Genomic DNA, 13,575 nt, shown 5'->3' with positions numbered 1-13,575 from the left:
GCAGACATTTGAAATTTCTTTTTAAAGCAAGATAAGACTCCTGTGTTTTTACAGGAGTCTTTTCTTACGCATTATTTGTGGATCACAACACCATCGATAAGACCATATGCCTTAGCTTCTTCAGCTGTCATATAGTTGTCACGGTCAGTATCCCGTTCCACAATCTCAAGAGGCTGTCCGGTATTCATAGAAAGAATTTCGTTCAGCTTCTTTTTAGTTTTTGCGATCTGGTCAGCTACAATCTGGATCTCAGTAGCCTGCCCCTGTGCACCGCCTGAAGGCTGGTGAATCATGATCGTTGAATTCGGAAGTGCATATCTTTTGCCTTTGGCACCGGAGGACAGGAGAAAAGCTCCCATGCTGGCTGCCATTCCAAGGCAGATTGTAGATACATCGCACTTGATATACTGCATTGTATCGTAGATTGCCATTCCGGCAGTTACAGAACCGCCCGGGCTGTTGATATAAAGCTGGATATCCTTGGACGGATCTTCAGCTTCCAGGAAGAGAAGCTGTGCAACGATCAGGTTCGCACTGACATCGTTTACCTCTTCTCCAAGGAAAATGATTCGGTCCTTAAGAAGTCTTGAATAAATATCGTAACTTCTTTCTCCTCTGCTGGTCTGCTCAATGACGTAAGGTACTAAACTCATTTTGCCCTCCATTTCCGAGGTTTATTACGCCTCTACAGCTGCATCGGCAACTAATGTAACAGCTTTCTGAACAGCCATATCTTTCTTCATCTGCTCCATCTCGTTCTCACCGATGAGATCTTTTAATTTGTCTGCTTCCATCTTGTACATCTCTGCCATCTTGGAGATTTCTTCATTTACCTCATCCTCTGTTGGCTGGATGTTCTCTACCTCAGCGATCTTCTCAAGAACAAGTCTTGTCTGGATTCTCTTAAGAGCCTGTGGCTTCATGTCTTCCATCATCTTTTCAACGCTCTGTCCTGTGAACTGGAAGTACTGCTCCATGGAAAGACCCTGAGACTGCATTCTTCTTGCAAAATCGTCAAGCATCTGACGTGTCTGTGTCTCGATCATTGCCTCCGGAATATCCATCTGGGCATTCTCGATCACTTTATCTACTGCTGCGTCTTCTTTTGCACGACGTGCATCTTCTGCTTTCTTCTCTGTCAGGTTCTTCTTAACGTCTTCTTTGTACTCAGCAAGTGTATCAAACTCAGATACATCCTTAGCGAAGTCATCGTCAAGCTCCGGAAGCTCTTTTGCTTCGATCTTCTTAACATCGCACTGGAATACTGCTTCTTTACCGGCAAGTTCTTTAGCCTGATACTCCTCCGGGAATGTAACCTTAACCTCTACGTGGTCACCTGTCTTAGCACCAACAAGCTGCTCCTCGAATCCCGGGATAAATGTGTTGGAACCAAGTGTCAGCGGGTAGTCTGTTCCTTTACCGCCCTCAAATGCTTCTCCGTCTACGAATCCCTCGAAGTCAATTGTTGCTGTATCGCCGTTCTCTGCAGCACGATCCTCAACTGTGATCGTTCTGGAGTTCTTCTCCTGCTCTTTCTTAAGCTCTGCCTCAACTTCCTCGTCTGTTACCTCTGTCTCAGACTTCGGAACCTCAAGTCCTTTATAGTCGCCAAGAGTTACCTCTGGTTTGGTAGCTACTTCTGCTGTAAAGATAAATGGTTTGCCAGGCTCAACCTGTGTTACATCGATCTTAGGCTGGGAAACGATCTCAAGATCACACTCAGCAAGTGCTTTGCTGTAATGCTCAGGAATCAGAGCGTTAGCAGCGTCCTCAAGGAATACTCCCTTTCCGTACATCTGCTCGATCATTTTTCTTGGAGCTTTTCCTTTACGGAATCCTGGAATGGAAATTCTTCCTTTCGCTTTCTGATATGCGTTCTGCATTGCCTTGTCAAGATCCTCAGCGGAAACTTCAATTGTAAGTTTCGCCATGTTTTTCTCCATTTTCTCCACCTGTAAACTCATGTTTCTTGTTCCTCCTTAATTCTATCGAGTAAATACCTTATATAAATAGTTAACACTCGCATTTTAAATATTTACAGTCATTTCTGTAGTATAGCATAATCACTATAAAAACGCCAGTATTTTTTTCGACTTATATAGCTCTTATATTGCTGTAAATTCACGGTTTTCTGTATAAATCTCGGTATCGTGCCTGTACATCTGCCCTTATTATTATGCGTTCATACAGGAACCGTCTCTTTTAATAGATTTTTTTTGTGGAATATACCACAGATTCTGCAATTTCCTCTGCTTTTGCACTTCCTTCCAGCTGACGGATCAGGGAAAGACTGAAATCGATTGCTGTTCCGAGTCCTCTGCTTGTTGTTACATTGCCGTCAACAACAACCGCCTCCAGAGACGTATTTGCGCTTGTAAGCTGTTCCATTACGGATGGATAGGATGTTGCATTTCTTCCCTTGAGGAAACCAAGTCTCTCAAATACTCCCGGTGCTGCACAGATAGCTGCTATCTTACCGCCTTTCTGGTAAAAATCCGTGAGAAGATCAGTAAGCGGTTTATATTCTTCGAGATATTTTGTTCCCGGCATTCCCCCCGGAATTACCAGCATATCTGCGTCAGAGAAATCGCACTCTCCGAAAGTCCTGTCTGTGAGAATATTGATTCCGTGGGAGGTTCTGATCTCTTTTGTTTCTTTAACAGATACTGTCTGGATATCGATTCCGGCTCTCCGCATCAGATCAACTACTGTCAATCCTTCAATATCCTCAAAACCGTCCGCGAAAAAAATATATACTTTGCTCATAATGTTTCCCATCCTTTCTTTTCTATATGATTCCGGGTTTTCCGGTGATTTTCCGTTCTATTTCATAATGCTTTTTTCTGTAGGAAATGTCAAGAAAAATACGGCTGAAATAACAAACTCCGTACTTTGCAAATGTTAATGAGCATTGCAAAACCTTGTTATTTCATATAAAATGAGGGCAGCATATTTTAAACAGGAGGTTATTAACAGTTAAATATAAATTATAAAATCATATAAGTACATGTTGAGTTTTATAAGATATTAGAGCAGAATATTATTGAAAGAAGTTGATGCTTTGAGTAAATATTATTCTATACATGAATTTTCAAAAATTATAGGCGTATCCGCCCAGACATTACGAAATTGGGATGCCAATGGAAAACTTCATCCGCATCATACTACAGTAAGCGGCTATAGATATTATTCTGACGAACAACTCAACCAGGTAATAAATGTAAAGCCTAAAAATCGCATTACAATTGGATATTGTCGCGTTTCCAGCCATAAACAGAAAGATGATCTGGAACGACAGATTGATAATGTTAAGACATATCTTCTGGCAAAAGGACAGCCATTTGAGATAATAAGTGATATCGGTTCCGGAATTGATTATAAGAAAAAAGGACTCCAGGAATTGATCAGGCGAATATCTCAAAATCAGGTTGAAAAGGTTGTTGTTTTATATAAAGATCGGCTATTGCGATTTGGTTTTGGATTGATAGAATATATCGCTTCGCTTTATAATTGTGAGATTGAGATTATTGATAATACTGAAAAATCCGAACAGCAGGAACTTGTTGAAGATCTGGTTCAGATAGTCACAGTATTCAGTTGCAAATTACAAGGAAAACGAGCGAATAAAGCCAAGAAACTTATCCGGGAACTGATACAGGAGGAAGCAGATGGTAAAAGCCATAAAAGCAATGTTGATACCAAACAATGTACAGAAAACTAAGATGTTTCAGTACGCAGGTGCTTCAAGATTTGCTTATAACTGGGCTTTGGCAAGGGAAATAGAAAACTATGAAAAAGGCGGAAAATTCATTTCAGATGCAGAACTCAGAAAAGAATTTACAAAGCTTAGACATTCTGATGAATACGCATGGTTATTGAGTATTTCAAATAATGTAACCAAACAGGCAATCAAAGATGCCTGCACTGCTTATAAGAACTTTTTCAAAGGTTTGCAGAAATTCCCAAGATTCAAGTCAAAAAAGAGATCAATGCCGAAGTTCTATCAGGATAATATTAAGATACAATTCAGCAATACTCATGTTAAGTTTGAAGGATTTTCTTCGGGCAGGAAAAGAAATAAACAAAAACTAAATTGGGTAAGACTTGCAGAGCATGGTCGTATTCCTACAGATGCTAAATATATGAATCCGCGAATATCCTTTGACGGATTGAACTGGTGGATCAGCGTATGTGTGGAATTTCCTGATTGCATAGAAAAACTTAATGATGATGGAATTGGTATAGATCTAGGAATCAAAGATCTGGCTATTTGCTCTGATGGAGCTAAGTATAAGAACATCAATAAAAGTCAGAAAGTAAAGAAACTAGAAAAACAGAAACGCAGATTACAGCGTAGTATCTCTCGCTCTTACGAGAAAAATAAGAAAGGAAAAAGTTACTGCAAAACAAATAATGTAATCAAAAAGGAAAAACTTTTATTAAAACGAAATCACAGATTAACAAATATCCGTAAGAACTATTTGAATCAGACTACATCTGAAATTGTAAATCGAAAACCAAGATTTATTTGTATTGAAGATTTGAATGTTAGTGGAATGATGAAAAATAGACATTTATCAAAAACAGTTCAGAATCAGGGTTTTTTTGAGTTTAGAAAGCAGCTTGAACACAAGTGCAGCGATAAAGGGATTCAGCTTATTGTGGCTGATCGGTTTTATCCATCATCAAAGCTTTGCAGTTGTTGTGGAAATATTAAAAAAGACTTGAAATTATCTGACAGGATTTATAAATGTGATTGTGGAAATGTCATTGATAGAGATTTTCAGGCATCTATAAATCTCAAGGCTTATGGAGAAGGATTTGCAAGCTAACACTAAAACGTTAGTGCAAATATGTACGGGTACGTTAATCCGGAATTTACGCCTATGGAGAGTACAAGAACTTGTGAGTAGATAGATATTTATATCATCAAAAGCATACTCGTTGAAGTAGGAATGAAACATAGAAGTTTATAACTTTTTATAAGTTTTCAGTAACGGTATCTGTTTTATGGAAATCGAACGTAAATTTCTGATCCCGAAAGAAAATCTGCCAGCCGACCTGGCTTCCTATCCCTGCCGCAGGATCGAGCAGGGTTATCTCTGTACTTCACCTGTAGTCCGCATCCGCAGACAGGATGATGAATATTTTCTTACTTATAAATCAAAAGGCCTGATGAGCCGCGAAGAATATAATCTTCCTCTGACTGCCGATGCCTACGAACATCTCAAACCTAAAGCCGATGGTATCCTTATTACAAAAGACCGCTACGTAATTCCTGAAAAGGACGGACTTTTTATTGAACTGGATGTGTTCCATGGAGAGTATGAGGGGGTTCTTCTTGCTGAAGTGGAATTTCCTGCCGAGGATGCTGCTAATGCTTATATTCCACCGAAATGGTTCGGGGAGGAAGTAACCTATTCCACTAAATACCATAACAGTACTATGAGCCAAGGATGGTAATATCCCGCAAATCAGCTCTTGTATTTCTTATTTCCAGTGCTATAATTGGGATTGCAGGCAGATATAGTTCATCGGTAGAACATCAGCTTCCCAAGCTGAGGAGGCGGGTTCGACTCCCGTTATCTGCTTTCATTGCCAAGGGAGGCACGCTTTCGGGAGCGTGTCTTTTTTTATAAAACATAATTCTAAGGAGGATTTTTATTATGAAGATCGGTTTTATCGGATGTGGAAATATGGGTTCTGCAATGATCGGCGGTATTCTCCGCCAGGGGATTTTTTCAAAAGATGAGATCATTGTTTCCAACCTTACAGAAGAAGGCAGAGAACGCAGCGAAAAAAATCTCGGTGTTGTCACCACTCCGGATAACAACGAAGTGGTCAGATCTGCAAAAACTATTGTACTTGCAGTAAAACCCCAGTTCTACGAGGAAGTCTTAGATGAAGTCCACAACAGCCTCACAGCAGATCACACTATCATTGGAATTGCCCCGGGCAAGACCCTTGCATGGCTGGAAGAAAAAGCCGGTCTTCCTCTGAAGGTTGTCCGTTTCATGCCAAATACTCCCGCACAGGTTGGTGAAGGCATGACTGCTGTATGTGCCAACGAGCGCGTTTCCAAAGAAGGACTCGATGAAATTCTCAAGATCACAGACAGCTTCGGATGCACAGAAGTGATCCCTGAACGTCTTATGGATGCTGCAGGCGCTGTAGGCGGCTGTGCACCGGCTTATGTATTTATGTTCATCGAAGCTATGGCAGATGCCGCCGTAAGTCAGGGAATGCCCCGTAAACAGGCTTACAAATTTGCTTCCCAGACAGTACTTGGCAGTGCAAAGATGGTTCTTGAGACAGGCAGACATCCTGGCGATCTGAAAGACATGGTCTGCTCCCCTGCCGGAACTACCATCGAAGGTGTACGCACACTGGAGAAAAACGGTTTCCGCAGTGCTGTATTTGAAGCTCTGACTGCTGCCGCTGAGAAGGGCAAAAAATTATAATTCCTCACAAACCAAAAAATAAAAACCCCGCAGGAATTTACAAAACAGATGATATAAATATATCTCTTCATCAGGCATACTGCCAAGGATATTATATCTGTACCTGATTTTGCAGATCCTGCAGGGAATTATTTTATACCAAATTTCCTGCAATTATTTCTACTTTATGATCTTCTCAGGATGATACGCACTACAGCAATTCAATCAGTGCATCAATATCTTCCATCTTCGTTCCCCAGCTTGTAGCAAAACGGATCACTGTATGATTCTCATCATATTTTTCCCAGAAATCAAACCGGACTTTTTTTGCAAGTTCTTCTTTTTTATTATTTTCCAGGATTATGAACTGCTGGTTTGTCGGAGAATCAATATAAAGCTGGTATCCTTTTTCCTGAAGAGCTTTTTTTAGCTTCATAGCAGTGTCAATGGCGTTTCGGCTGATCTTTGTATACAGATCATCTGTAAATAAAGTATCAAACTGGATTCCCAGAAGACGCCCCTTGGCCAGAAGAGCTCCCTGCTGCTTCACCATAGTCATGAAATGTTTCGGAGCTTTTTTCGTAAAAACAACTGCCTCACCACAGAGTGCTCCTACCTTGGTTCCGCCGATGTAGAATACATCTGTATATCTCGCAATATCCTCAAGTGTCACATCTGTTCCCGGGCTTACCAGGCCGTATCCAAGTCTTGCTCCGTCCAGGAACAGCGGAAGCTCATAATGTCTGCACACATTGAAAATTTCTTCCAGTTCTTTCTTTGTATAAAGCGTTCCGTATTCTGTAGGATGGGAAATATATACCATTCCCGGAAATACCATATGGTCATGACTTTCATCCCCGTAAAAAGTTTCGATATATTCGGTTATACTCTCTGCTTTGATCTTTCCGTTCTCTGCCGGAAGTGCCAGAACCTTATGTCCGGTATACTCGATAGCACCGGCTTCATGGCAGTTTACATGACCAGTCTCAGCTGCCAGTACACCCTCGTATCTGTTCAGCACGGAACCGATAACTGTCGCATTGGTCTGAGTTCCTCCTACCAGAAAAAACACCTCTGCATCCGGACAGCCACATGCCTTGCGAATCTTTTCTTTTGCAGAATCACAGTATTTATCTGTGCCATATCCGGAAAGCTTCTCCATGTTTGTCTCCACAAGTTTTTCAAGGATCGCTGGATGCGCTCCCTCGCAGTAATCGTTTACAAAAAATAACATTTTATTTTCTCCTCATCTGTATTTCCATTTTATTTGACCGTCTGCCCCGGAATGATCTTACAGGTGGAAAACGATTTGAATTTACAGGAAATCGCCCCCTTCATCTCCTGTTCCAGGAAAAGCATGGCCACATGTGCACGTTCCAGATGCTCCATCCGAAGCGTGGTAAGAAGGATATCTCCAGTAAGATAATCCGGAAGCTCATCTACTCCCAGAAGAGAGATGTCTTCCGGAACCGAAATCTTCTTCTGCCGTAACGCACGCATCACTCCAATGGAAATCTGATAATTTTCCATGATAAAGGCATCCGGCAATTCATGCGTCTCCAGATATTTCAATGTTGCCTCACATACCTCACTGGTAGTTTCTCCCAGCGGGTAAATAGATTCTTTCTCCAGTGGCAGGCCATTCTTCCGAAGTCCTGCACGGAATCCTGCACGCCTCTGCTGGAAATTAAAGATATTCTGGGTATTGGCCAGATATTTGATATTCCGGCAGCCTCTGGAAACCAGATAATCCACACAATCCCTGATTCCTTCCACCCCACCGAAGGTAACGCAATGATATTCATTCCCAAGATCATTATCATAGATCACCATTGGCTTTCGGATCGCCCGAAACGGCGGAAACTGATCCGGCTGCATCTCCGTTGCATACAGGATCACACCTGCCACATTTTCCTCATTAGCCTCACGCACTACACGCTCCACATCTTCTTTTTTTTGTGAAGAAGCGTAAGTCACGCTGATGATACAGCCCATTCTTCTGGCTTCCTGTTCAAATATCGTCAGGCTGTCCGGGCATACATCCAATTCAAAATTCTTGAGGAATCTGAGATCATTATCAATAAAAAGTACCTTGATGATATTTTTATTCTCTAATTCCTGCTTGTTTTTTTCTTCTTTTTGTCGTTCTGCTTCTCCTGAAACTTCTTCAATATAATCAAAAATCCTTCGTCGGGTTTTCTCACTGACTCCTGGTTTATTGTTTAAAACCAGGGATACCGTTGCTTTGGAAAGATTAAGATTTCTCGCTATATCTGCTGCCTTTATCTTCATTCTGATCCCTCTTGATTTAAACTTCTCCTTGATTCTAAACACTTTTGGTTTTCCTGTCAACATAAAGCAGGGAGCCGCCTCTCCGGCAACTCCCCATAAATCACTTAACCTCGCGCACACGCACAGCCATATACTCTCTTCCCGGCAGGTCGATCCGGAACTTGCCTTTAAAGGTTCCTTTTTTCTCGATGGTCATGTTCCATGTATCGATTACTTCTACCTCAAACTCTGTTTCATCATCAATATGATACTCTCGGAATGACGGACGCATAAAGCTGTAATAGAAAATATAGTACTTAATATCCTGAAGACTGTTGTCTACAGATGCCCCAACCTCATCCCACTGATTTTCAAGAGGACGAAGTCCTGGTGCAGGAGTCTCCTCCATGATTTTCTGAAGAAACTTAAATCTCTCAGGGCTCTCTCCATGAAGCTTTCCGCCATGGGACCACCAGAGGATTCCCTCATCATTCATATATGTCTCGCCATGTCCCGGATATGCACCTCTGCAGAATGCTTCCCAGAAACGTCTTGTCATTTCTTTTCCGCTGATATTTCCCCAGCCGTGCTGAATATTTCCCTCGTAAGCGATTTCATCCAGAACTACCGGTTTCTTGTATCGGATACGCCACTCATTTACCATCTCAGAGGATTTGTAAAGATCCTGTCTCTGGATGCTGCAGTGAGTAATCCATGGTCTTGTGTAATCATAGAAGCTCTTGCAGTTATGGATGGAGCGAAGATGATTGTATACATCTTTTTCCTGGATAATAGCTGCGTAACGCTCCCAGTCCTCAGTTGTCTTTTTCGGGAAAAGATCGTACTCATTCGCAAGAGACCACCATACGTTTCTGTATGCACTCACTCTGGCAATGAGATATTTCCAGTAAAGATCATCACACTCTGCACTCATCTCACTGAAGCCCCATCTGTCATATGGGTGCATCACAATGATGTCAGCCTCAATACCCAGCTCCATCAGCTTCTTCACACAGTCATCGATATGCTGGAAATGTTTCACATTAAATCTCTTGTAATCGAAGTTATTGCCTTCTGCACAGCCGCCATACTCCAGGAAATTCTCAGATGTAAGAACTGAACTGTCCATCGGAGTTCCTTCATATGGATAGCTGATCGGCTCATTCAGGTTGTAGTCGTAATGTTTCGGGAATACACAGAAACGAATCTTGTTGAATGCACTGTCTGCCAGTGTCTCCAGTGTCTGTTTCTGAAGCTCCTCGCTCTGAAGCTCCCATACATAACATGTTGTTCCGATAGAATAATATGGTTTTCCATCTTCATATGCCATGTGATAAGTATAGGATACGCGAACAGGTCCATGGTTGTCTTCTTGTGCAGGTGTTACATGGAATGCACCTGTGTACACCTCATCGGAAAAGCTTCCTTTGATCTCAAATGTATAATCTCCTTCAAAGGATGGCATGAAACGTACACGGTAAATTCCGTCTCCATCATAGAAACCATCTACGGTTTTTGTCTCTTCTTTGCCTTTAAAGGTTCCCTGAATTGCATAATCGGTAAACGGATTCCCTTCATGTTTACCTGGCATTTCAGCTTCAAAGGTTCCCCATTTTTCTACGGATTCTGTATATTTGCAAGTACTCATAAGTCGTCCTCTTTCTTTCTGTAGTCATCCAGGCGGCTGTTCACGCCCCGTTACGCTGCCTGCATCTGATATCAAGATTTAACTGCTCCGGCCATACCTTCTACGAAATATCTCTGGAAGATCAGGTATACAACCATAACCGGTATAACAGAAACAAGTACACCTGCACACAGGTAACCATAATCTGTTCCGTGCTCACCTACGAATGTCATAATACCAACCGGTACTGTCTTCATGGCATTGTCGTTGATGATAACGCTGGCCAGAAGATACTCATTCCATGTGGAAAGGAAATCTGTGATAAACAGTGTTGCGATCGCCGGTTTTGCGATCGGCAGGATGATCTTGTAAAAAAGCTGCCATTTATTACATCCGTCAATACATGCAGCCTCATCAATATCTTTCGGAATTCCCAACATGAAACCTCTCATGATCAGGATACAGTAGGAAATACCAAATCCGATATATACATAGAATAATCCGAAATATGTGTTCAGAAGATTCAGTTTGCTGTAGATAATATTAATCGGCACAAGTGCTGTCTGCATCGGAAGCATCATACCAATAAGGAAGAATACAAAAAGCCCCACTCGATGTTTGATATTCAGTCGTGTTAATGCAAAGGAAGCCATAGCTCCTACGAAGATACCAAGCGGCACTTTCAGGCAGGAAATGATCAGGTCATTTTTCATATAGTTGAAAAGATTTCCTTTTGTGATGGCATTTGTAAAGTTGTCCCATGCAATCTCAGCAGGAAGCTGGAACAGACTTAAACCGCTCATGAAATCTTTTTTATGCTTCAGTGCTGTTACAACAAGTGTGAAAATTGGCACGATCCAAATCAGCGCAAGAATGATCAGAAGCACATACAGCAGCACTTTTTTTGTGATTTTTTTACTTTTTCCGTCCATTGTCTGCACCTCCTACTTTTCTTTTGCTGTAAAGGAAATATACGGAATGATTACTACAAGCATCATAACTACCATGATACATGCAACCGCAGTTCCCATACCTACATTGTTATACTGGAATGTCTGTGAATACATATATGTAGCAAGAACCTGGGTGGAGTTGTTCGGGCCGCCGCCTGTAAGACCCTGTACAATATCATAAACCTTCATAGCTGCTACGATCAGAGTTGCAAGAACCATAACGAATGTTTCTTTCATAAGCGGTACCGTAACACTGAAGAATTTACGGACCGGGCCTGCACCGTCAATTGTTGCTGCCTCAAGGACATCCGGTGATACTGACTGAAGTCCTGCCAGGAAAAGGATCATAGGCTGGCCGATTCCCTGCCACAGTGCTGCTGCAAAAATTGCATACAGGCTGACCTTCGGGTCGGAGATCCATGTCTGTTTAAAATTAATTCCAAGTACTTTGAAAAACTGATTGATAAAACCGATATTCGGGTTGTAGATCCATCTCCAGATGATCGCTACTGCGATTGGTGCGATAACACATGGAAAATAGAAGAATGCACGGAACACAGTACGTCCGCGGAACTGTTTATTAAGGATTACTGCAAATCCAAGAGAAACCGTCATCATAAGTACGATCGTCAGCACGATCCAGATCAGGTTATTCTTCAATGCGATCATAAATGTTGCATCATTTGTAAACAGATTGATATAGTTTGCCAGACCTACAAATTCTTTCTCCGCAACACCGTTCCATTTAAACAGACTGATAAACAGTGAGTAAAATACAGGTATTACAATAACGGAAAGGTAGATCACTGCTGCCGGTATCAGAAACGCATATGCGCCAAGATCAATTTTGCTTTTTTTCTTCATTCTGGATTACCTCCATTTTTCGTAAAAGAGCGGCCAAAGCCCGCGCTCTGGCCGCTCCGTTATGCTTTTATGATTATTTAGCCTGATATTCCTCGATTGCTTTCTGGATATTAGCTGCTGCATCTTCCGGTGTCATCTCGCCGTTTGCAACTGCATCCTGTGCATTAAAGAGAACATCTGCAACCTCTGTCGGGAATGCCTGGTCAGTGATCGTGAATGTACCGTTCTCATTAGATGTTTCAAGCATACCGTTTACGTTGACCTGCTCAGCCGGAGCTTCAGCGCCCTGTACAGGAAGCGGTACGTTATAGTATTCACCATACTCTGCAACATTCTCATCACTCTGATAGTAATCCATGAACTTCACGCATGCATCAAGTTCTTCATCAGAAAGATTAGCATTGAACTGTGTCATCTCTGCGAAAGCAGACATACGGTTGTCATCACCTGACGGGAATGCAAATACACCATAATTGCTAGGATCAAGATCATTCTGGATGAACTGTCCGTCATACCACTGTCCCTGGAGATCCATTGCACACTCTCCTGTACCCATTGCCATGATGGTATCGTTCGGATCAAGTGTAAGGAAACCATCTGGGAAGTATCCTGCGTCAACCCACTCTTTATATTTCTCAAAAGCCTGTACTACTGCATCGCAGTTCCAGCTCTCCTCAAATGTGTTCAGCTTGTCATGAAGCTCAGCACCTGCATAGTGCTCAACAAGAAGCTCAAACCATCTCATTACATGCCATCCGTTAAGTCCGGCTGTATCCATTGGTGTAACTCCGTTATCTTTCAGAGTCTTAAGAGCTGCTTCGAAATCCTCGAATGTAGCAGGAACTTCGATTCCGTTATCTTCAAAGATCTGTTTATTGTAGTAAACACCAAGTGCATTGTAGCTTGTCGGATATCCGGAAAGCTTGTTTTCAAATGTACAGAGATTTAAAGAAGCTTCTGTAAATTTGTCGTTCCATCCGTTATCTTTCGCATATTGTGTAAGATCATATGTCTTTCCATTCTCCTCATAGAAGCTTCCAAGACTGCCGCCCCAGTTAAACCACATACTTGGAAGTGTATCGGAAGAAGCTGCTACTTTGCAGGCATCCTTGATTCCATCTGTGTCATAGAAAGAAGCTGTTACTTTAATATCCGGATTTGCTTCGTTGAATGCCTCTACGATCGGCTCAACCGCGTTCTGTCTTGTGTTCAGTGTCCAGAAAGAAACCTCTGTTGCTGCACTTACGGAAGAAGCCATTCCGAATACCATTGTTCCTGCAAGTACTGCTGCCATTACCTTTTTAAAATTCATCTCATTTCCTCCTTTAAACTTTTTCATGAATTTTGTTTAGTTCGTTTCGTTTTTGTTAAACTTAAGATAGCATATTGTTTAGTGCTTTTCAATCACTTTTTACTATTT

Annotated in this window: 13 protein-coding genes and 1 tRNA gene; 5 read left to right on the top strand and 9 right to left on the bottom strand. The window is 41.8% G+C overall.

Annotation, left to right across the window (positions count from 1 at the left end):
• Window positions 1–71: 71 nt before the first annotated feature.
• From clpP to AC04Q4_RS15520, 3 genes are all read right to left on the bottom strand, one after another.
• Entirely contained in the window at window positions 72–653 is a 582-nt protein-coding gene (gene clpP, locus AC04Q4_RS15530; RefSeq protein ID WP_173738312.1) for an ATP-dependent Clp endopeptidase proteolytic subunit ClpP, read from the bottom strand.
• 24 nt (window positions 654–677) lie between these two features.
• Window positions 678–1,964 (bottom strand): trigger factor, encoded by a 1,287-nt coding sequence (gene tig, locus AC04Q4_RS15525; protein WP_173738313.1) that lies wholly within the window; start codon window positions 1,962–1,964, stop codon window positions 678–680.
• Between the two features lie 238 nt (window positions 1,965–2,202).
• Window positions 2,203–2,769, bottom strand: coding sequence for a DJ-1 family glyoxalase III (locus AC04Q4_RS15520; protein ID WP_173755972.1), 567 nt, complete (start codon window positions 2,767–2,769; stop codon window positions 2,203–2,205).
• Window positions 2,770–3,061: 292 nt separating this feature from the next.
• Between AC04Q4_RS15520 and AC04Q4_RS15515 the strand changes: the two genes are divergently transcribed.
• The 5 genes from AC04Q4_RS15515 to proC all read left to right on the top strand — a co-directional run bounded on the left by AC04Q4_RS15515 (window position 3,062) and on the right by proC (window position 6,461).
• Window positions 3,062–3,721 carry an IS607 family transposase gene (locus tag AC04Q4_RS15515; protein WP_476389395.1) on the top strand — a complete coding sequence of 220 codons (660 nt, stop codon included), beginning with the start codon at window positions 3,062–3,064 and terminating at the stop codon, window positions 3,719–3,721.
• Window positions 3,669–4,832 carry an RNA-guided endonuclease TnpB family protein gene (locus AC04Q4_RS15510; protein WP_476389266.1) on the top strand — a complete coding sequence of 388 codons (1,164 nt, stop codon included), beginning with the start codon at window positions 3,669–3,671 and terminating at the stop codon, window positions 4,830–4,832. Before AC04Q4_RS15515 ends, AC04Q4_RS15510 begins: the two co-directional genes overlap by 53 nt.
• A gap of 178 nt (window positions 4,833–5,010) precedes the next feature.
• The gene (locus tag AC04Q4_RS15505; RefSeq protein WP_476389265.1) at window positions 5,011–5,463 is read left to right on the top strand and encodes a CYTH domain-containing protein; all 453 of its coding nucleotides are present in this window, start codon (window positions 5,011–5,013) and stop codon (window positions 5,461–5,463) included.
• Between the two features lie 57 nt (window positions 5,464–5,520).
• Window positions 5,521–5,591, top strand: a tRNA-Gly gene (locus AC04Q4_RS15500).
• Between the two features lie 75 nt (window positions 5,592–5,666).
• Window positions 5,667–6,461: a pyrroline-5-carboxylate reductase gene (gene proC, locus AC04Q4_RS15495; RefSeq protein WP_173738606.1), complete on the top strand. Its 795-nt coding sequence runs from the start codon at window positions 5,667–5,669 to the stop codon at window positions 6,459–6,461.
• 190 nt (window positions 6,462–6,651) lie between these two features.
• Here proC and AC04Q4_RS15490 read toward each other — a convergent pair whose 3' ends face one another.
• The 6 genes from AC04Q4_RS15490 to AC04Q4_RS15465 all read right to left on the bottom strand — a co-directional run bounded on the left by AC04Q4_RS15490 (window position 6,652) and on the right by AC04Q4_RS15465 (window position 13,467).
• Complete coding sequence (locus AC04Q4_RS15490; RefSeq protein WP_476389264.1) at window positions 6,652–7,674, bottom strand: aminotransferase class I/II-fold pyridoxal phosphate-dependent enzyme; 1,023 nt, start codon at window positions 7,672–7,674, stop codon at window positions 6,652–6,654.
• 29 nt (window positions 7,675–7,703) lie between these two features.
• Window positions 7,704–8,732, bottom strand: coding sequence for a substrate-binding domain-containing protein (locus AC04Q4_RS15485; protein ID WP_476389263.1), 1,029 nt, complete (start codon window positions 8,730–8,732; stop codon window positions 7,704–7,706).
• A gap of 100 nt (window positions 8,733–8,832) precedes the next feature.
• Entirely contained in the window at window positions 8,833–10,359 is a 1,527-nt protein-coding gene (locus AC04Q4_RS15480) for a DUF5605 domain-containing protein (protein WP_476389262.1), read from the bottom strand.
• A gap of 71 nt (window positions 10,360–10,430) precedes the next feature.
• Entirely contained in the window at window positions 10,431–11,270 is an 840-nt protein-coding gene (locus AC04Q4_RS15475) for a carbohydrate ABC transporter permease (RefSeq protein ID WP_119238694.1), read from the bottom strand.
• Between the two features lie 12 nt (window positions 11,271–11,282).
• Window positions 11,283–12,155 carry an ABC transporter permease subunit gene (locus AC04Q4_RS15470; protein ID WP_476389261.1) on the bottom strand — a complete coding sequence of 291 codons (873 nt, stop codon included), beginning with the start codon at window positions 12,153–12,155 and terminating at the stop codon, window positions 11,283–11,285.
• A gap of 73 nt (window positions 12,156–12,228) precedes the next feature.
• Window positions 12,229–13,467, bottom strand: a complete 1,239-nt coding sequence (locus tag AC04Q4_RS15465) for an extracellular solute-binding protein (RefSeq protein ID WP_476389260.1) — start codon at window positions 13,465–13,467, stop codon at window positions 12,229–12,231.
• Window positions 13,468–13,575: the final 108 nt, after the last annotated feature.

It is taken from the genome of Blautia sp. HA8986, from assembly GCF_056504635.1.
This window is presented reverse-complemented; position numbering and strand designations above follow the sequence as displayed.